Here is a 19,384-nt window from a genome sequence, read left to right on the forward strand (position 1 = left end):
CGCCTGTCCGGCGGGGCAGCGGTCGCGTGCCGGGCGACATGTTCACACCGTACGTCGGGCATCGGGCCACGAGATGGCGGTCGCGGCGGTGGCCGCGGTGACGGCGGCCAGACGCTCGTAGTCGAGCGTCCTCGGCAGGTCCGTCGACCGGTGGTAGTGCGGATTGCGGAAGTTCGCGGTGTCCGTGAGCATCAGCGCGGGGATCCCGCGGTTCCAGAACGGCGCGTGGTCGCTGCGCCCCAGGTGGCCCGCGGGCGGCACGGCCAGTCCGATGAGCAGCCCCAACAGACCGTCGGGGCGCGGATCCCGTAGCAGCAGACCCGCGACCGCCGGAGACGCCGCCGCGGCGGCCCGCTTCCACTCCTCCGCCGCCCCCGTCGAGGAGCGCCGGTGCACGACGAGGGTGAAGTCGCCCCGGTAACCGCCCGCCCGGACCTCGGCCGACGCCTCGGGGAAGATCCGCTCGAAGCCTGCGGGCAGTCGCTGCGTTCCCGGGGCGTCCACGAAGTAGCCGACCGACTCCAGGCAGATCATCCCCCGGACACCGCCACGGCGGCCCAGTTCACGGACCGCCTGACGGGCCCCGATCAGTCCGAGTTCCTCCATGTCGAACACGGCCAGGACGACGTGCGGGGCCACGGGCGCCTCGGACAGCAGGCGTGCCGTCTCCAGGAGCACCGCCACGCCCGAGGCGTTGTCGTCCGCGCCTGGGCTGCCGCTGACGCTGTCAAGATGGGCACCGACCACCACGGCCGGCCCGTCGCCGGATCCGGGCAGCGAAGCGATAAGGTTCGCTCCGCGCAGGCGCCGGTGGAGCCGCGGTTTGAGGGCGAGGGCCCGGTGCCCGTGCCGGTCCGTCGAGCCGATCTGCCAGCGGGCGTCGAACGGGTGCCGCTCCACCAGCCAGCCCGCGACGGTCAGTTCATCACGGACGTACGCCTCGGCGCGCTGCATTGCCCGAGGTGCCCACAGCCGACTGCGCGGCTCGGCGGCGAGGAACTCCACGTGCTGCCGCAGTCGGGCGGCTTCCGCAAGCGGTTCCCGACCGTGCGTCGCCGGCGAGTCGTTGGTCACTGGCACTCCGATCTGTGCGGGATCAAGGACGCCGGACCAGCGAACAGCCCCTGGACACGGCGCTGACCACAGAGACAGAACTTAGGCGGCTCTGTCGATCGCCCAAGTGCGACTCGCTGACGTCATGAACGCAGAGACCGCACCCGCGAGCTTCCGCCGCAGCGCCGCCACGTGCACCCGGCTGTCTAGGGTGCGGTCTTGTTGGAGCGCTGGGCAGGCCTTGCACCTGCATCTCCCCACAGGAAGTGGGGCATCTTTCCTTGGACCACCAGCGCGAGGCACCTACAGTGTTCTGCGGCCCGCTCAAGATCAATACAGTGCATCGCAGCGATCAGGGCGCTGCGTCGCGCAAGAAGGTCACGCGCGTGTGCCGGTTATCGCGGCAAAGGCCCCTCTGCGAGCGGGGGGTCTCCCTACCTTAGTGCAGACTGCCAGTTGCGTAGGTGTGTCGCCGTTCGCGGCGCACTCCTGGCCGGTCAAGAGCTTGGTAGCTAGCTTGTTGCCAGAGCGTTGCTCTGCTGCCTGTCGCCCGTCAGCGGCCCACGCAGCGGCTCGGGCAGTTGCGCGGCCATGTCAGCCGCTGCACCCGGCCTGATCCTCTGGGACAGAGCCTCAAGGACTGCGGTGGTGACCTTCTCGGCCTCCTCCTGACCTGTTTGCCGCCCGTCGACAACTGGCCGGCGGCCTCGAGATGCGCGGCACGGTCCCAGATCCGCACCGTCGTGGATATAGGACCGAACCCTGCGCGGCAGTGAACCAAGGACCGGGAACCGCCCGATTTGATCCCGCTGAGTGACCGATTAGTCCCCGGCTTTTGATCCCCTGGGGTGCGAGCCAGGTGATGCCTCGCCTTCTGGCCCGGTGGCACGGCCGGGGGCGTGCGACAGCATCACCGCTGTCTGCCAGCGCAGGGAGGCGATCGCATCGGCCGGCTGATCACGCAGGCACACACTCGCATCGAAGCCGGCTGCCGCCGCGGTCGCGCCCGGACCGTCCGTCTTGCCCAGGCCACCCGTCTGTACATCTCTCAAGCGAGCCGGTCCGCAACGGCAAGCACCACAGCAGCGGCCACAAGCACCGCTGCATAGGTGACCATCACGGCCCGACACCACCCGTCATCACGTCTGACGCCGGCGCCCGGGTCATCCCGCTCGGGCCGGGAGCCAGTAAGCCCGGGCGGTGCCGCGTACGGCGCAGCGTCGTCCACGCGAGGATTCACTCCTGCATCAACGCGTGATGAGGGCTCTTCGACACAGCACATCCGCCGCCATCACCCTTTCAACCCACAAGCCGACCCCCACAACGGCGCCTCCCCCGGGCCATGAACGGGCCGGTTCGGAAGACAGATTGTCTTCCTGTCCTGTTGCCTGGACCGAACAGGGGAAAGGCGACCAGGGCGGCCCTAGATGAGTGAGTCCGACGACGGGGAACGGGTGCTGATGGCTCCCACGCGGGAGACGGCGGACTTCGTCAGGCGGACCTACGTCTTCGACACCGTGCGTGTCGTCCCGGTCTACGTAAGCGCCGACGGCGCCATCCGGACCGTCACCGCGGGCTCACTCGTCCTGCGCTTCACCACCGGCAGGGGAGGACTCCTGGGCTTCATGCATGGGGCGCACGATGGACCTGCCCGCCCGTGTGATCAGGAGACCGTCGGCGCGGCCCCATGAGTGGCGGTCAGCCGGGCACGCTGGCCGTGACGGCAGTGGACGAGGCGATCGCCGAGACCGGCGGCCTCGACCTCGGCGAGGAACCTCGGCGAGGAACGCAGCGAGCGCATCACCGTGTAGTCGCCGTAGTGGACGGGCAGGACCAGCCGGAGTCCAGGCGCCGGGATATTTCCGCTCCCTGCGCGCCGTCCGTGGTCACCAGAAAGCCGCCGGGGAGGTGGGTGCCGCCCAGGTGGAGGACGGTCAGATCGGCGGAGGGGAAACGGGGGGCGATCTCGTCGAGACCGTCGTACACCAGTGTGTCGCCCGAGACGTACAGCCGCAGCCAAGCCGGTCCGCGTACGGTGGGTGTCGCAGTGCGCCGCGAGCGCTTCGTTCACGATCGTCTCGTCCAGTACGGGTTCGCGGCGGCGTCCGCGTTGGACCAGGGCGAGGTGTCGGCGGATTTCGGCGAGCAGGTGGATGCTGGTACGACCGCCATCTTGGCGCTTCCTGCTCCTCACTTGGCATGTGCTGCCTTCTTGCCCATCTGGTTCTTCCGCGCTTGACCCGGCGGTCCGGTCGGAGCCTGTGCCCTGCCCTTCCCTGCTGTGATGGGCGTTGCCTGCTCAGAAGTGTTGGGCGTCGGGGCGGGGTGGGTGGCGGGCCGTGTGCGTGCTGGGGGTGGCTCGCTCATGGGCTGAGCGGGCACGGAGGGGCCGTGCGAGGGCGGGGCGGCCGATGCGGAGGGCGCGTCATCATCGTTGTGAGCCGGGGTGTCCGAAGGGATGGAAGGGGTGGCCTGATCAGGGGCGGATGGGGCCGCTTCTGGCCCTGCCTTGTCTATGGCGTCGGGATGTGAGAGGCCGTCGGTGACGATCAGGCCTGCGGCGACGAGCGCGGCGAGTGCAGCTGCCGCCCCACGCGTTCGGAGGCGGCCGCGGACGGTCTCGGACCGACACCCTTCCTCTTGGAGACCTGTTGAGGCGCTCGGGCTCCAGGGCGCTTTCGCGGCGGGGGACGAGTTCCGGTGTGTGGTGTCGGCGTGGTCCTCGGCTGCGGGCGGTGTGACGCTGAGCGCGGGCCGGGCACCGGGCGCGGCAGGGTTTGCCGTGCTCGTTCCGGCGAGACGGGTCAGGACTTGAGCGCAGTGGCGCGCCATGGGGCGATCTTGTTCTTCCAGACTGGTCATGTCCCGCAGGAGGGTGGCAAAACCGTCGGGCAGGAAGTCCGGGAGGGCCGGCCGGCGGTGCAGGCGCGCTATGGCGGACTCGAGGGGACCGCCGTCGTATTCGAGTCGACCGGTGAGGCTCTCGAGGAGGACCAAGCCGAGGGCATAGATGTCAGCGGGCCGGCCGACGGAGCGGCCCAGGACCTGTTCAGGAGAGAGGTAGGCCGCCGTGCCGGTCAGGGTGCCTGTGGCGGTGCGGGTGGTCGCGTCCAGCAGCCGGGAGATGCCGAAGTCCGTCAGATGGGGATAGCCGGAGGAGTCCAGGAGGATGTTGGAAGGTTTGACATCCCGGTGGACGATCCCCGCCTCGTGGGCGTGAGCCAGGGCATCGGCCAATGCCGCGCCGAGCGCTGCAGCAGCCTCGCACGACAGGGGAGCCTCGGCGATGCGAGATTTCAGGGTGGGCCCGTCGATCAGCTGCATGACCAGGAAGGCATCGCCGTCATGGTGTCCGGCGTCGAAGGCGGTCACCAGTCCCGGATGCTGCAAGCGGGCCAGGATCACAGTCTCGCTGCGGAAAGCATCCTCCGTGTCGAAGCCGGTACCGGCGCGGAAGACCTTCACCGCAACCGGCCGCCGCAGTCGCAGGTCGAATCCGCGGTGTACGTCAGCGGCGCCACCCGAACCGATCAGCGCATCCAGACGGTAGCGGCCCGCCAGAACCCGGGTGCAGCCTTGAAAGGCCCGGGCGCCCCGCACCTCGCGCAATCCCACCTTCGATCTCCCCACTCCGCGAACTCGCACCGCTCGGACGCCCGTCGTCGACGGGCCGCCGAACGCAAGTACCCGTCCATCCGCCGCTTGCACAACAATGGGTGGTGGCCCGCCTGACCGACCGTCGGGCCGGACGGCGAGCACCGGGTGGGACAGCGCTACGGGCGAGGACGCGGCCCACGGAGGGCCGTGGTGCGGTTCGCGCAGGTGGATGAACAGCAATCTGACACACCGTCACTGATGCCAGCCTCGTGCCGCAAATCCGGCATAGCAGTGACACACCAGCCTTAACGCCACAGCGGCGACGTCGTCCGGGCTGGCGATGACGCTGTGAAGTGGCGGCTGAGCGACGAACAGACATGGCCGCGCCGGGTCCGCCGTCTCCAGCAGCTCGCCTGACGCGGGGAGTGCGAAGGCCATCAGATCCCGGACAGGGTCATCCGCCGTCTGCAACATGGCCGGGAAACTAACAGAGGCCTCCGCTGACCTGCGAACTTGCGCCATCTAGTTCAGTAAAGAGCACCGTGCTGATCACCTTGGCCAGCGCCACCGAGGAGCACTCGATCAGGTTCCACCAGTACCACCTGGAGGACATGGGCCGGGTGCGGGTGCGCAAGTACTGCGAGATCGAGGACCGAGAGGTCGACCAGGGCGAGATCGACAAGGGCTACCAGCTGACCAAGGAACAGGTCATCCCGATCAGCGACGAGGAGCTGCGGGACCTGCCGCTGCCAACGACGAAGGCCATCGAGATCGTCGCCTTCGCGCCGCTGGACTCCGTCGACCCTCTGAAGATCGGCGAGGGCTACTGCCTGGCGCCCAGCGGGCAGGTCGCCGCGAAGGCCTACAAACTGCTCCGCATGGCCCTGGACCGGAGCAGCGAGGTGGCCGTCGCGAAGTACGCCTGGTCCGGCCGCGAGCGCCTCGGGCTGCTCCGGGTCCGCGAAGACACCATCGTTTTGCACGCGATGCGCTGGCCCGACGAGATCAGGAGCCCGGAGGAACTGCTGCCGCCGCCCGTCGAGCTGAGCGACGAGGAGATCGACGGCGCGCTCGCGCTCATGGACACCATGACCCGCGAAGACCTCGAGGGTGAGGAGTTCCAGGACACCTACACCGAGCCCTCGCGCAGATCATCGAAGCGAAGCGAAGAACACCGCGAGCCACCGAAGCTCCAGGAGCCGGAGGCGAAGCCGGGGCAGATCGTCGACCTGATGGCCGCGCTGAACGAGTCCGTGCAGAGGGCCAGGGCCTCCCGCGGTGAGGACGCCGACGTGCACGAGCTGCCGAAGAAGAAGGCCGCGAAGAAGCAGCCGGCCAAGAAAGCCACCGCAAAGAAGACCACGAAGAAGACTGCGGCGAAGAAGACGTCCGGGCGCCGGCCGCGCAGCGCCTAACAAGAGGGCTTACGTCTTCCACGGCACCGTGGCCATTGCCGCGATCCGCTTTTGCCTCCGGCCGTGCTCAACTCGACAGAAACTCGCCCTTATCAAGGGTGATCATGATGAAGGCCGACCATCCCTCCAAGCCGTACTTCAGTTCACCTCGGCGGATCCTCGCCCGTGAGCCCGTCGACGGATTCACGGATGAGGTCGGCGTGACCGGCGTGGCGGGCGTACTCCTCGATGAGGTCAAGGAGAATGCGGCGGAGGTTGGGACGTTCGCCGCTACGGGTGGTGTAGGCGCCAAGTTGGTCCAGCCCGCCCGTGCTGAGCGCCTCGTCGACGATGGCACGGGAGCGGGCGACTGATTCCTGCCAGAGAGCGCGCAGTTGTTCGGGGGCGTCCTCCGCAGCGAAGCGGTAGTCCCAGTCGGGGGTGCTCTCCCAGTCGACGGTGTCCCAGGGAGCGCCGACGGGGGAGTCGAGCCACAGCCGGGCGAAGTGACTGTCTTCTACGTGCGCCAGGTGTTTGAGGAGGCCGCCCAGAGTGATGGTGGACGTGCCGAGTGTGGCGCGAAGGCCGGAGGCAGGCCCGGAGCATTTCCAGGCCAGGGTAGCCCGCTGCCGTTCGAGGGCGCCGAGGATGGCTGCTGCCTCGGTGCCGGCGAGTGGAGGTTCCGGCCAAGCTTCGGTTTCGCTCTCAGTCATGGCCGCAGACCTTAGTGAACGGAGCTGACAGTGCAGCCGACGAGCGAACCGCAACGAACCGATCACCCAGAACCACCAGATCCGCCGGACAGCACACCTAGTTGTTGCGGGACATGAGGTTGTTCGCCAGAGCAGGTCTTCAACTCGTTACAGCGAGTGCCGGAAGGTTGCGGTGCTGCTGGACGTTGGCTGCAGGTATGAAGATCAGCGAGGCTTCCAGAGTCAGCGGTGTGAGTGCGCGGTCGTTGCGGCACTACGAGGACGAGGGCTTGATCGTCCCTGGTCGTTTCAGCAATGGGTTCCGTGACTACTGCCAGTCCACGATCGATCGGGTGCTCGTCATCCGGTCGCTGCTGGAGTCCGGGCTGCCCGTGAGGTTGATCAGGGAAGTCCTGCCCAGCCTCGCTGACGGATCCGATGCCGGCACCAAGGTGGTGTGTGCGGAGTTCCTACACGAGGTGCAGGGCTATCGCGATCGGCTCGCTGCTCGCATTGCCGTTCTCAGCGATCAGCAGGCGGCACTCGACGCCTACCTGAGAGAGGCCCGCCGTATTGATCTCTGACGGCCGCTTGACCTTGACGTAAGTGTGAGGTTCCTACAGTCGCTTCATGGAGATCAACGAGCAGCAGAACGCCGCCGAGCAAACCGTGCGAGCACTGGTCCAGCACTCGCACCATGGGCCGAAGGACCTGACTCTCACGACGGATCACCGCCGCCCTACCCCCCGGCCCGGCGAGTACCTGATCCGCGTCGGCGCGGCCGGGGTCAACTTCGCCGATGTCATGCAGACCCATGGCACCTACGGAGGAGGTCCGCAGGCACCCTACGTGGCGGGCTTTGAGGCGGCCGGTGAGATCGTCGGGGTCGGCCCGGACGTCGAGAATCCGCTGCCGCTCGGCACCCATGTCGTCGGAGCCGGACCGGGCGCCTTCGCGCAGTACATGACGATGCCGACCACGGGTGTGCTTCCCGTGCCGTCCGGCTGGAACGATGCCCAGGCTCTCGGTCTGGTGCTGAACTGGGCCACCGCGTTGGCGGCACTTAAGCCGTTGGGCGAGATGAAGACGGGTGAGGCGGTGCTCGTTCATGCCGCGGCCGGCGGCGTCGGGCAGGCTGCCGTTCGCCTCGCCCGTCACTACGGTGCGCGGGTGATCGCCACGGCCTCACCGGAGAAGCACGACACCGTCAAAGCCCTCGGCGCCGACGAGGTGCTGGACAGTCGACGCCCCGATCTGACTGAGGAGATCACCCGCCTGACCGGCGGGGTCGACCTGGTCCTGGAATCGGTGGGCCAGGCCACGTTCGAGGCCAGCCTGTCGGTTACCAAGCCCTTCACCGGACGCATCGTCGTGTTCGGAGCCGCTTCCGGTGACGCCACTCTGACCACGCACGACCTGGTCTTCACCCACCAGGTTCAGATCAAGGGCCTGCACATCGGCGCGCTGGCGGTCGCGGTCCCGACCCTCTACCAGTCGTTGCTCGTCGAGATCGAGGCTCTCATCGCCCACGGCGTCTACCCGCCCGGCACCCCCCACGTGCATCCCCTGGCCGAAGGACCGGCAGTGCTCCAGCAACTCGAAGCGGGCCGGACCCGGGGCAAGCTGGCCCTCGATCCCTGGCGCTAGGAACGCCTGTGCTTCACCGCAATGCTTCGCTGTCCCCCGAGGGACGACTTCGGCTCGCGCAGCGTTGTCAGCACCGCCCGATCGCCCACGTGGCAGCCGAGATGGGGATCTCCCGTGCCTGAGCGTCGGAATGGGTCAACCGCTACCGTCAGCACGGCGAACTCGGGCTGCTGGACCGCTCCTCCACACCTCGGCGCCAGCCCACGGCGACGAGCTCTGACGTCGTCGCCAGGATCAAGGCACTCCGCCGTGCCGAGAAGTGGTCCGCTTCCCGGATCGCATTTTGAGCTCCAGGCCGAAGGGATCTCGCTCAGTCGCCGCACCGTGTCGCGGCATCTGCTCGCCCTCGGCCTGAACCGGCGCCGGTTCATCGATCCCAGCGGCGACCTCAACCGGGAAGCACGGAAGATCATCGCTCGCCGTCCGGGACACATGGTCCACATCGACGTGAAGAAGGTCGGCCGGATCCCGGACAGTGGTGGCTGGCGAGTCCATGGACGCGGAAGCCACCAGGCCAAGACCGTCGAACGACGCAAGAAAAAGGGCGCACGCGGCGGCTACATCTACCTGCGTTCCGCCGTCGACGGCTTCAGCCGACTTGCCTACTCCGAAGCGTTACCCGACGAGAAGGCCGTCACCGCCATCGCGTTCCTGCACCGAGCCAGGGCCTGGTTCGCAGCCCACGGCATCGTCCGTATCGAACGCATCGTCACGGACAACGGCGCCTGCTACCGCGCCGGCACATTCGCCCGGGCCATGCTCGGGGCGCGGCACCAGCGCATCACGCCGTACACCCCTCGCCACAACGGCAAGGTGGAGCGCTATAACCGAATCATCGCCGAAGAGTTCCTCTACGCCCGCCGCTGGGCCTCGGAGGATCAACGCCGAGACGCCCTTGACGTCTGGAACGTCCACTACAACTACCACCGACCCCACGGTGCAGCTGGGGGCCAACCGCCAGCCCGGCGACTACGCGCAGGCGTAACCAACGTCCTGGCCTCATACACCTAGTCCGCAAGCCCGGGGCCTTCCCCGGCGCGACCGCGCTGGAACAGGCCCGCTCCGCAGGCAAGTTCACTCCCGTCCATGATGCGTGGCGGGCGGCGGCCTGCAAGGCCCACGGTGACCGGGACGGCACCCGCGCTCTGATCGAGGTCCTCCTGCTGGGCCGGCATCTGCACCACGAGTACCTGGTGGCCGGCCTCGCCGCCGCCCTGCGAGCCGGCGCATTGACCGCGGACGCAGTCGCCTTGGAGGCACGCAAGGCCGCCGAAGCCCCGGCCGCCACAGCTGAACCGGAGCCGGACCGGGCGGGGTGACGTTCCTGACCGAACGGCGGCTGGCCCACGTGCCGCCCGACAACCGGCCGCTGCCGTCAGTCGCGGCCTACGACCAGCTGCTGCGACCCAGGCAGCGGCCGAACCGCTCCGCCGTCCAGGGAGAAACGCCATGACAACATTCAAACGCCACCGCGGACTGACCGAACAGGCCGCCGACGCCGCCGTCGACCAGGCATGCCGCATGCTGCGGCTGCCCACCATCCGGGCTTACTGATCATTTCAGAATGAGGTTCGGAGTCGTCTCAAGCAGATGATGCTGCAGGCGAGTTGGAGCAGTCCGAGGTGGAGGTCGGCTCGTATCTCGTAGCGGATCCGCAGGCGCTTGAACTGGTGGAGCCAGGCGAAGGTTCGCTCGACGACCCACCTGGTCCTGCCCAGGCCGGATCCGTGGGCGGTGCCCTTGCGGGCGGTCTTTGGCGTGATGCCGCGAGCGCGGAGGAGCCGCCGGTACTTGTCGTAGTCGTAGCCGCGGTCGGCGAACAGCCGCCGTGGTCGGTGACGTGGCCTGCCCACCAGGCCGCGGATGCGAGGTATCGCGTCCAGCAGGGGCATGAGCTGGGTGACGTCGTGACGGTTTCCGCTGGTCAACGACACCGCAAGGGGCGTTCCGTGCCGGTCCGTGATCACATGGTGCTTGCTGCCCCGGCGGCCGCGGTCGACCGGCGAAGGTCCGGTGTGAGCCCCCCTTTCAGGGCCCGGACGTGCGAGCCGTCGACCGCGGCGTCCTCCATGTCTAACAGTCCGGCCTTGCGGAGTTCCGCGAGGAGGATCTCGTGTAGGCGGGGCCAGTCGCCGGCCTCGGTCCAGTCCCGCAGCCGCCGCCAGCACGTCACCCCGCTGCAGCCGATCGTCTCGGTCGGCACGTCCGCCCAGGTCACACCTGTGCGCAGCACGTAGACGATCCCCCGCAGAGCCGCACGGTCATCCGCCGGCAGCCGGCCTGGATACCGCCGACGCCGCGGTGGGCGAGGCGGGAGCAACGGAGCGACACGATCCCACAGGTCATCAGGCACAAGATCATCCGACACCCGCAGAACTCTGCCGCCCACCAGCCCAACTGCCAAGCCTGTGAGCCAAACTCATTCTGAAATGATCAGTTAGTTCCCGGAACTCGCCGAAGCAGCCGCCGGTGACCAGATGTCGTATCGCGGGTTCCCCGCCGAACTGCTGATGGCCGAGTGCGACGACCGGGCCCGCCGCTGCTCGGAACGACGGATCAAGGCCGCCGCCTTCCCCCGCGAGAAGTCGCTGCGGGCTTTCGACTTCGATGCGAACCCCAGCGTTGACCCGGCGGTCATCCACACCCTGGCGACCTGCGAGTGGGTCAAAAAGGGTCCGCCGCTCTGCCTGATCGGCGACTCGGGAACCGGCAAGTCTCATTTGCTGATCGCGCTGGGCACCGAAGCCGCGATGGCCGGCTACCGGGTCCGCTACACGCTCGCCACCAAGCTCGTCAACGAGCTGGTCGAGGCCGCGGACGAGAAGGTGCTGACCAAGACCATCGCCCGCTACGGCCGTGTTTGTGCATCGATGAGCTGGGCTATATGGAGCTGGACCGCAGGGGCGCTGAGCTGCTGTTCCAGGACCTGACGGAGCGTGAGGAGAAGAACAGTGTCGCCATCGCCTCGAATGAGAGTTTCAGCGGCTGGACGAAGACCTTCACCGATCCCCGGCTCTGCGCGGCCATCGTGACCGGCTGACCTTCGGCGGCAACCTGATCCAGACCGGCACCGACTCCTACCGCCTCGCCCTCACCCAAGCCCGGGCCGCTGCCCAGGACACCACGGACTAGGGGCAGGTCGATTGACGTCGCAGTCGCGATTCTGCTGTCGGCAGACCCGCTGGACGGAACATCGCGGCCTGTCAGGATGGCCGCATGGGGAAGAACACGGCGGTGCGTCGACTCGATCTCGGGTACTTCACCCGGCCGGCTTCAGAGACAGGCGGCCCGCAACCGCGAGTTGAACCCGTGCTCGCTTATCTGGTGCAACACGAACAGGGACTGATCCTCTTCGACACCGGCATCGGCAGCGCTGACTCCGAGACCGAGGCACACTACCGACCCCAACGCCGCGCACTACAAGAGGTACTTTCGGCGGCTTGAGTCACCCTCGACGACATCTCTGTGGTCGTGAACTGCCACCTTCACTTCGACCACTGCGGCGGGAATCCTCTCCTGGGCGGCAAGCCGATCCTGGTCCAGGAAGTCGAGCTGGCCACCGCCCGCCGGGGCAACTACACCATCGACGAGCTTGTCGACTTCCCCGGCGCACCCTACGAGGAACTCGCTGGTGAGACGGAGATCTGGCCGGGCGTCTGGATCATTCCGACCCCCGGACACACGCCCGGGCATCAGTCGCTGGTCCTTCGGCAAGGCGACGGCACGGTGATCCTCGCCGGACAGGCACACGACTCCGCATCCCAGTTCGCGTCGGACCAGCTGGCCCGCCAGGCCGCACTTCACGGCGTGGAACAGCCGCTTCCTGACTATGGGCACTGGGTGGAGCGGCTTGCCGACTTCGACCCGAGACGAGTGCTCTTCGCCCACGACTGCTCGATCTGGGAACCCTCGGACAGCAACTTCTGAACTGACCCAACGACGCCGAACCGCGTCGTCCAGAGGAGCGTGGGCTGACCGGCGGTCATCATCACGACCTCGAGGACGAGCCAGATCACTGCGGGAGTGGTGTGTCACTTCTCAGCGATATTTCGCGGACCTGCGATCGACAAGTGGTGTTCAAACTCGCTGACACGCGGTGTCCGTTCACACTTACGAAGCCACACTTCTGCACTGGTTCCGCTGACTGCGTATCCGCCGGGAAATCCGCGCCGACATCCACCAGGCCTTCCCCACCCTCGGCTGCACAATCATCTGCTGGCGGCGCCTGAAAAAGCAGTGCTGATCTGAGCCCTCAGCCCGAACCGGCGACCAGTGCCTCGCCGAGCGGGGTGCGGCGGTAGAGCACGGACCGTCCGGACCGGGCGCGGACGAGCAGTCCCGCGCCTCGCAGGATGGCGAGGTGGTCTCCCACCGCGCCGGGTGCCATGGCGAGGCTTCGGGCGAGGTGGCTGGTACTGGCCGGGGCGTCCAGCGCCAACAGCAGCCGGGCTCGGGCCCGGCCGACGAGAGCGGTCAGGGCATCCGGTCTGGGGAGGCTCTCCTGTTGGCCCCACAGGGCGGCGGTGCCGCGGGCAGGATAGATCAAGGTCCTGGGCCAGGGGTCTTCCAGGTGGGCGGCGATATTCGCGACGAATACCGAGGGGATCAGCAGGAGCCCGTCGCCGGCGAGGCGGACTGTTCCAACTTGAGGGAAGTGGCCGATCTCGATACCGCCGGCTTGCCAGGCGATGCTCGGGTGCAGGCTCTCGATGGTCGTGGCCCACCCGTGTTCGCCGATCACACCCACCCGGTGTACGACGTCGCGCTCACAGATCGCGCGCAGTTGCGGCCAGTCCGTGGCGAGCAGTTCGTGCCAGGCCTGGTCCATCGCATCGGCGATCCTGGAGACGGCGTCCGTGGAGTCCAGCACTGCGCGTATGCGGGGATCATGGGCGGTCGGGCCGGTCGCGTTGGTGGCGATTTCGTGGCGGGCCGCTTCCAGTGGTGTGGCCCGGATCATGGCCAGGTCGTCCGCCCAGGTCTGGTTGAGGCCGCGCGGGGGCGGGGCGACGAAGTTCGGTCCGGATTGCGGGGTGTGCAGGGCGAGGGCGGCGTCCAGTTCGGTCTCGCGGCGAAGCCGTGCAAAGGCCGGCAGGAGCCGGGTGGCCCAGGCTCGCGGCAGCGGCCGGTTTTGGCCGGCGAGCGAGCGTAGGAGTAAGCAGAGGTCCATCGCGGGCGACAGTGCGAAGCGGCTGCGCAGCAGGTCCTCGACGGAGACTTCGAAGCGGAGCACCCTGTGATGCTACCGCCGGACGTCTGTTCCGATTCGTCCAGCGACGAATCATTGGTGGGTGGCGTGGGCGCACGGCGAGGCTGGGCGTCATGATCCCAACCGCCGAACCCGCGCGGGGCAACCACCGTGCCACCTACCGGGAGGTGCTGGCCGAGCCGCGATTCCGGCTGCTTTTCTCGACCCGTGCCGTCGCGATCACCGCGGGCTCGCTGCGGATCACCACGTTCTCGGTGCTGGTCTTCGCGGCCACCGGCTCCGCGCTGTTGAGCGCGCTGGCCTTCGGCATCGGCTTTTTCCCGCAGTTGTTCGGCTCGCTGCTGCTGGGCTCACTGGCCGACCGACTGCCGCCCCGCGCGCTCATCGCCGGCGGCTACGCCTTGGAGTGCGCCGCCGCCCTGCTGCTCGCCCTGGTGCGGATGCCGATCGCTGCAAGCCTCGGTGTCGTGGCGCTGGTCGCCCTCGCCACACCGGTGTTCGGCGGCGCGTCGAGTCGGCTGGTCGCGCAGTCGCTGAAGGGCGACGCCTATGTACTGGGCCGTTCACTGAACAACATCGCTGCCTCCGGCGCGCAATTGTTCGGTCTGGCCCTGGGAGGTGCGGTCGTCGCGGCACTCGGCCCGCACCGGGCGCTCGCGGTCAGCGCCGCCCTCTACCTCGGCTGCACGCTCGCTGTCCGCATCCGGCTACCCCGGCTGGAGCCGGGAGAGTTCGTCGGCACACCCGGCAGCACCCGGGGCGATGGCGGGGCCGTCCGGGCAAGCCTGCACGGTGCCGGCCTGCTGCTGCGCAAACACACGGTACGACGACTGATGCTGGCCCAGTGGCTACCGCCCGCGTTCGTAGCGGGCGCGGAAGGCCTGATCGTCGCCTACGCGGGAGGACGCCACTTCGCGCCCGGCTGGTACGCGGTGCTGATGGGCTGTCTGCCGGTGGCAAGCTGGTCGGTGACCTGCTGGTGGGTCGACTGCTACGGCCACCCACCCGGGAGCGACTGGTAGTCCCGTTGATTGTCCTGACGGGACTGCCGCTGGCCGGCTTCGCTACCGAGCCCGGAGTGGGCGTCTCGTCCTGTCTGCTGCTGCTCTGCGGCGTCGGATTGGCCTATGGTCTCGGCCTGCAACGTCCGTTCCTGGACGCCCTACCGCCAGATGGCCAGGGCCAGGCCTTCGGTCTGCTCGGCTCCGGCAGCATGACGCTGCAGGGCGTCGGTCCGGCCTGCTTCGGCTCGGTGGCCGCAGGCATCGGAACAGGCGGCGCAATCGCCCTGGCAGGCGGCGCGGCGGTGCTTACCGCCGGCTGGATTCTCACCTGGCACCCGCCCACCTCCCCGGTCCCCGTCCCGAACCACTCAACGGGATCAGAGAACGGCACCGAACAGCATGCGTGTCGTTCTCCTGCGCAGTAACCGTCACAGGTCGGGTCGGCCGCGAACCGTCACGCACCCCACCCCCACCCCCGCGTCTCTCTGACAGACAGTCATTGCTCTGCCAGCCGTTGCGGACCACGTACGGGATCTTGAGACCACGAACGGCCCAAGGAAGGTTCATGCCGCATGATCGATGAATTCGCGAAAGACAACCTGCACCGGAGACTGCGGCGGGACCGCAAGGCACTGCTCTGGAAACTCGACGGCTTGTCCGAATACGACGCCCGCCGGCCTTTGACAGCGACCGGGACCAACCTCCTGGGCCTGGTCAAACACGTGGCCAGCGTCGAAGCCAGGTACTTCGGCGAGGTCTTCGACCGCCCTTCCCCGGAACCGCTGCCCCGGTGGCAGGACCACGACGGCAGCGACCAGTGGGCGACCGAGGACGAGACCCGCGATCAGATCATCGGATTCTACCGGCGCACGTGGGAACACTCGGACGCGACGATCAACGAGCTCCCCCTGGACGCCCCCGGCCACGTGCCGTGGTGGCCGGAGCCTCATGATCCATGTCCTCGGCGAGTCCAACCGGCATGCCGGGCACGCCGACATCCTGCGCGAGGGCCTCGACGGCCGGACCGGGATGCGCCCCGAACACGAGCAGCCGATCGACCAGGAAGCCCGTGCAGCCTACTGCGCGAAGATCGAGCGGGCCGCCAGGTCGGCCGCACCCATCAAGGCTTGATCTGACACATCAGTTCCCTGTCAACTCTGGCCACTTTGTAGCGATCTCTCATCTGACTCCTGGTCTTGGTTGGTGAGGTGACACCGTGTAACAGCGGAGAAGGTTGGTCCTGTGGTCTCGTCCTGAGCGTGTCGGTGGCCAGTGCCATTTCCCCACTCGCGGCGATGTAACGGGATGTCAAGTGGCCGCGAATGGTCACACCGAGTCATCGGCCTGGAGGCACGCCGCCTGGTAGCTGTCCGAAGTCCTGGCGGATCCCGCGGAAGCCCCCTGTCGGGGGCGCAAGACCGGTGCAGCATGATGAGCCCGTGGACTTCGAGCCGTACCGGGGTGAGTTGGTGGCGTTCTGCTACCGGATGCTGGGTTCGGTGCACGAGGCCGAGGATCTGGTGCAGGAGACGTTGCTGCGTGCCTGGAAGGCCCGTGACCGGTATGATCCGGCGCGCGCGTCGGTGCGGACCTGGCTGTACCGGATCGCGACCCATGTGTGCCTGACCGCGCTGGAGGGGCGCCGGCGGCGTCCGCTGCCGTCCGGGCTTGGGGTGCCGAGCGACGATCCCGAGGCGCCATTGATGCCGGCGCTCGATGTGCCCTGGCTTCAGCCGTTCCCGGACGCGCGGTTCGATGTGGAGGTCAGGGCGGATCTGCGGCTCGCGTGGGTGGCGGCGGTGCAGGTCCTGCTGGCGCGGCAGCGGGCGGTGCTGGTGCTGCGCGAGGTGCTGGCGTTCACCGCCGCCGAGGTCGCCGAGCAGTTGGGGACCACGGTCGCGGCGGTCAACAGCGCGTTGCAGCGCGCCCGTGCCGCCCTCGCCGACGTGGGCGATGCCGGTGCGGTCACCGAGCCGGACGATCCCGAGGCGCGGGCGGTCATCCGGCGGTACATACACGCGTTCGAGGCGGCGGATGTGCCCGCGCTGGTGCGGCTGCTGGCCGACGACGCGGCGCTTGAGATGCCTCCGGTGCCGCTGTGGTACCGAGGCAGCCGGGACTACGGCCGGTTCCTGGAGCGGGTGTTCCGGATACGGGGCAGGGGCTGGAGGATGCGGGAGCTCACCGCGAGCGGGCAGCCCGCGCTCGCCGCGTACGCGCCGGAGCCCGGCGGCAGGCACCGTCTGCACACCCTGCAGGTCTTCTCCGTCATCGACGGCCGGGTCGCACACAACGTGGTGTTCGCCGATCCGCGCGTGTTCGACGCCTTCGAGCTGCCGGACGAGATTCGTGCAGGCGAGTTCCGCCGGGAGCGATGAGTCGGGGCGGTGCGGCCGGTACGTACCGGTGAGCACCGAACCGAAGGGAAACTCATCGTGAGCATCATCGTCATCGAGTTCATCACCCTGGACGGGATCGTGTCCGATCCGGACGGATCCGCCGGCACACCGCTGGGCGGCTGGGCATTCCGGCACGGCCCGGAGGCGGTCGCCGGGGACAAGTTCCGGCTCGGCCGTACGCTCGACGAGGGGGTACTGCTGCTCGGGCGCGCCACCTGGCAGCTGTTCTCACGGCTGTGGCCGGGCCGCAACGACCCGTTCGCCGCGCGGATGAACGCCGTGCCGAAGCTGGTCGCCTCCCGCACCCTGACCCACATCGACACATCGATGTGGGCGAACTCCCAGCTCATTGACGGCGATCTGGTCGACGCCGTCAAGCGCGAGCGGCGGGACATGGTCATCGCAGGGAGCCTGAGCGTCGTGGACCGGCTGATGGCCGCGGACATGGTCGACGAGTACCGGCTGCTGACCTTCCCCACCGTCCTCGGCACCGGCCGGCGGCTCTTCCCAGCCAATGGCCCGCACACCGAGCTGGAGTGCCTGGCCGCCGAGGAGGCCGGTGCCGCCGTCCTCACCCGCTACCGGAGGGCCGCCCGATGACCGCCCGCTTCATCGCCCTGTACGAGACACCCACCGCCCCCGCGGCGTTCGACCGGCACTACCACGATGTCCACATCCCGCTCGCACGCCGCCTCCCATGGTTGAGCCGCTACACGATCGGCCGCGACATGGTCGCCGTCCGCGGCGGCTTCCCGTACTACCTGGTTGCGGAGCTGGAATGGGACTCGATGGACGAGCTGCACGCCGCGTTCTGTTCACCCGAGGGACGCGCCACCGCGGCCGACGCGGCGCACCTCCAGGAACTCGAACGGGTCCGCGGCGTGATCTTCACTGTGGACGAGAGTGCGCTGTAGACGATCTCTACCGTGCGCGTTTCGAACGAGGCTGAGGAGCTCCTCCTTCGGATCGTCCGCGTCGGCGCCAGCGAAGACGACCGCTCGCCCGAGCGTTGGGAAGCGACCAGCTACCGACGCTCGGGCCAGTCGGCGCAACCGGTCGGCTCACGGGGGCCGATCGCGCGCAGCGCGTGCCCCCTTCATGACTACCCAGAGTGAAATCGCAACTGGCCGTACGTGGGGAATTCCAACTGGTCGCCGTTCTGACCGCGAAGCGGTCAGGACGAGACGAGGCGGTGCACCTACGAGCCGGGGTCGGGGGCCGGGCGCAAGGCCACCACCCGGGCTCGTGTATGTCCCGACTGGCCGCGGAGCTGGTGGTTCTCAACGGTGAAGACGTTCACCACGCGGGCGAATGTCTCCGGGGTCAAGGACGTCACGGCAACTTCCTCCGGTACAAGAGGCCCTCGGTGTGCAGGCTGTGACGATCCTGGGTGGATGCCGGCGAAGGGACGGGATCCTTGGCCTGGCAGTCTGTCGATGTGGACGCTCTCATCGGCACTCAGGTGCCTCATCGGCGACTGGCCGATTCTGCCTCGGCGGTTGCGGCCCTGGAACGGGTCGCACCTGAGCTTGCGCGTTTCCGGCGTACGGCTCCCGCCGGCATCGACTGGGCCCAGGTGGAGGAATGCCTGGGCGTGGGGCTTCCCTCGGACTACAAGCTGCTCGCTGAGAGCTACCCCTCCTTGGTCTTCGGTGACTTCCTGTGCGTCGGCTTCCCGTCCCCCGGGCGGGAGACGGCATGGGCCGAGGACCCGGAGGATCTTGAGATCCTCGCCGAGTGGTGCGAGGACGCCGAGACGGCCATCCCCTTGTACCCGTTTCCTGCTCCTGGAGGGCTGCTGCCTTGGGGGACGTCGAACCAGGGCGACTACTTTCTCTGGACCACCACTGGGGCCGGGCCCGATGACTGGACTGTCACTGTGGCCTCCCGTAATGCCGGCTGGTGGCACTACACGGGGGGCACCGTTCAGTTCCTGGCGGACCTGATCAGCGGGTCCCTCGAGCTGTGGGAGTTGCCGCCGGTGCGGCCTTCCGTCGAGGCCTTCGGAGCAAACTGAGACCGTCTCCATCTGCCCAGGCATCCGCATCTCGGGTCGGGTGAGGTCGACGGCGACCGTCCGGACGCCACCCGGCAGCTCCCGTGGGCGGCGGCGGCGAGCATGCCGCGGCGGATCTCGTCCGGGGCGGCCTCGACGAACGACAGTGTGTCCGGTCGAGCGCCGCGCCGAGCGCGGCGACCTTCTCCGGCTGGCTCAGCGACTGTTCTCCGGTGAGCAGGTATGTCTGACCTCCGTGCTGCGGGTGGCCGAACTCCGGGAGTTCCTGGAGGGCGTCCAGGGTCGCCTGGTACTCGGGCACGGCGAGCTTCGCCAGGTGCGCGTTGTAGCGCACGACGATCGGGTGCGCACCACCAGCGTGTAGTGCGCACC

16 protein-coding genes and 5 pseudogenes are annotated in these 19,384 nt (G+C 68.3%); 14 read left to right on the forward strand and 7 right to left on the reverse strand.

Annotated features, from left to right (window positions below; genetic code table 11):
- Nucleotides 1–42: 42 nt before the first annotated feature.
- Both ACIBL4_RS39230 and ACIBL4_RS39235 read right to left on the reverse strand, forming a co-directional pair.
- Complete coding sequence (locus ACIBL4_RS39230; protein WP_399416627.1) at nt 43–1,074, reverse strand: M28 family peptidase; 1,032 nt, start codon at nt 1,072–1,074, stop codon at nt 43–45.
- A gap of 491 nt (nt 1,075–1,565) precedes the next feature.
- Entirely contained in the window at nt 1,566–1,853 is a 288-nt protein-coding gene (locus ACIBL4_RS39235; RefSeq protein WP_399416679.1) for a DUF2267 domain-containing protein, read from the reverse strand.
- Nucleotides 1,854–2,480: 627 nt separating this feature from the next.
- Here ACIBL4_RS39235 and ACIBL4_RS39240 point away from each other — a divergent pair.
- Entirely contained in the window at nt 2,481–2,744 is a 264-nt protein-coding gene (locus tag ACIBL4_RS39240) for a hypothetical protein (RefSeq protein ID WP_399416628.1), read from the forward strand.
- Nucleotides 2,745–2,853: 109 nt separating this feature from the next.
- On the opposite strand, the gene ACIBL4_RS39245 is transcribed toward ACIBL4_RS39240, so the two are convergent.
- Entirely contained in the window at nt 2,854–3,039 is a 186-nt protein-coding gene (locus tag ACIBL4_RS39245; protein WP_399416629.1) for a hypothetical protein, read from the reverse strand.
- A gap of 204 nt (nt 3,040–3,243) precedes the next feature.
- A complete protein-coding gene (locus ACIBL4_RS39250) occupies nt 3,244–4,668 on the reverse strand; it encodes a serine/threonine protein kinase (RefSeq protein WP_399416630.1) in 1,425 nt (474 codons plus the stop codon).
- Nucleotides 4,669–5,192: 524 nt separating this feature from the next.
- Between ACIBL4_RS39250 and ACIBL4_RS39255 the strand changes: the two genes are divergently transcribed.
- Nucleotides 5,193–6,065, forward strand: coding sequence for a Ku protein (locus ACIBL4_RS39255; RefSeq protein ID WP_399416631.1), 873 nt, complete (start codon nt 5,193–5,195; stop codon nt 6,063–6,065).
- A 143-nt stretch (nt 6,066–6,208) separates the two neighbouring features.
- Here the strand turns inward: ACIBL4_RS39255 and ACIBL4_RS39260 are convergent, their stop codons facing one another.
- Entirely contained in the window at nt 6,209–6,757 is a 549-nt protein-coding gene (locus ACIBL4_RS39260; RefSeq protein ID WP_399416632.1) for a DinB family protein, read from the reverse strand.
- A 197-nt stretch (nt 6,758–6,954) separates the two neighbouring features.
- Here ACIBL4_RS39260 and ACIBL4_RS39265 point away from each other — a divergent pair, with 197 nt between their 5' ends.
- The 3 genes and pseudogenes from ACIBL4_RS39265 (at nt 6,955) to ACIBL4_RS39275 (ending at nt 9,394) form a co-directional block, all read left to right on the forward strand.
- Nucleotides 6,955–7,320, forward strand: a complete 366-nt coding sequence (locus ACIBL4_RS39265) for a MerR family transcriptional regulator (RefSeq protein WP_399416633.1) — start codon at nt 6,955–6,957, stop codon at nt 7,318–7,320.
- Between the two features lie 46 nt (nt 7,321–7,366).
- Entirely contained in the window at nt 7,367–8,383 is a 1,017-nt protein-coding gene (locus ACIBL4_RS39270) for an NADPH:quinone oxidoreductase family protein (protein WP_399416634.1), read from the forward strand.
- Nucleotides 8,384–8,391: 8 nt separating this feature from the next.
- Nucleotides 8,392–9,394: pseudogene (locus ACIBL4_RS39275) on the forward strand (IS481 family transposase).
- A gap of 548 nt (nt 9,395–9,942) precedes the next feature.
- Here the strand turns inward: ACIBL4_RS39275 and ACIBL4_RS39280 are convergent.
- Nucleotides 9,943–10,751 (reverse strand): IS5 family transposase gene (locus ACIBL4_RS39280; RefSeq protein ID WP_399416635.1). Its coding sequence is split into 2 segments (ribosomal slippage): nt 9,943–10,412 and nt 10,412–10,751, totalling 810 coding nucleotides; the frame shifts between segments, so codons are not numbered across the junction.
- 73 nt (nt 10,752–10,824) lie between these two features.
- Here ACIBL4_RS39280 and istB point away from each other — a divergent pair.
- Nucleotides 10,825–11,515: pseudogene (istB, locus tag ACIBL4_RS39285) on the forward strand (IS21-like element helper ATPase IstB); the annotation flags it as partial.
- A gap of 84 nt (nt 11,516–11,599) precedes the next feature.
- A pseudogene (locus ACIBL4_RS39290) lies at nt 11,600–12,310 on the forward strand (N-acyl homoserine lactonase family protein).
- 325 nt (nt 12,311–12,635) lie between these two features.
- On the opposite strand, the gene ACIBL4_RS39295 reads toward ACIBL4_RS39290, so the two are convergent.
- Nucleotides 12,636–13,616, reverse strand: a complete 981-nt coding sequence (locus tag ACIBL4_RS39295; RefSeq protein ID WP_399416636.1) for a winged helix-turn-helix domain-containing protein — start codon at nt 13,614–13,616, stop codon at nt 12,636–12,638.
- Between the two features lie 89 nt (nt 13,617–13,705).
- On the opposite strand from ACIBL4_RS39295, the pseudogene ACIBL4_RS39300 reads away from it, so the two are divergent.
- From ACIBL4_RS39300 to ACIBL4_RS39330, 7 genes and pseudogenes are all read left to right on the forward strand, one after another.
- Nucleotides 13,706–15,021: pseudogene (locus ACIBL4_RS39300) on the forward strand (MFS transporter).
- 147 nt (nt 15,022–15,168) lie between these two features.
- A pseudogene (locus ACIBL4_RS39305) lies at nt 15,169–15,727 on the forward strand (DinB family protein).
- A 308-nt stretch (nt 15,728–16,035) separates the two neighbouring features.
- The gene (locus tag ACIBL4_RS39310; protein WP_399416637.1) at nt 16,036–16,974 is read left to right on the forward strand and encodes an RNA polymerase subunit sigma-70; all 939 of its coding nucleotides are present in this window, start codon (nt 16,036–16,038) and stop codon (nt 16,972–16,974) included.
- 57 nt (nt 16,975–17,031) lie between these two features.
- Complete coding sequence (locus ACIBL4_RS39315; RefSeq protein ID WP_399416638.1) at nt 17,032–17,595, forward strand: dihydrofolate reductase family protein; 564 nt, start codon at nt 17,032–17,034, stop codon at nt 17,593–17,595.
- Nucleotides 17,592–17,909 carry an EthD family reductase gene (locus ACIBL4_RS39320; RefSeq protein WP_399416639.1) on the forward strand — a complete coding sequence of 106 codons (318 nt, stop codon included), beginning with the start codon at nt 17,592–17,594 and terminating at the stop codon, nt 17,907–17,909. Before ACIBL4_RS39315 ends, ACIBL4_RS39320 begins: the two co-directional genes overlap by 4 nt.
- A gap of 524 nt (nt 17,910–18,433) precedes the next feature.
- Nucleotides 18,434–19,012 (forward strand): SMI1/KNR4 family protein, encoded by a 579-nt coding sequence (locus ACIBL4_RS39325; protein WP_399416640.1) that lies wholly within the window; start codon nt 18,434–18,436, stop codon nt 19,010–19,012.
- Nucleotides 19,013–19,157: 145 nt separating this feature from the next.
- Nucleotides 19,158–19,376 (forward strand): hypothetical protein, encoded by a 219-nt coding sequence (locus tag ACIBL4_RS39330; RefSeq protein ID WP_399416641.1) that lies wholly within the window; start codon nt 19,158–19,160, stop codon nt 19,374–19,376.
- The last annotated feature ends 8 nt before the right edge of the window (nt 19,377–19,384 follow it).

The organism is Streptomyces sp. NPDC050416, assembly GCF_044458845.1.
Classification (GTDB): Bacteria; Actinomycetota; Actinomycetes; order Streptomycetales; family Streptomycetaceae; genus Streptomyces.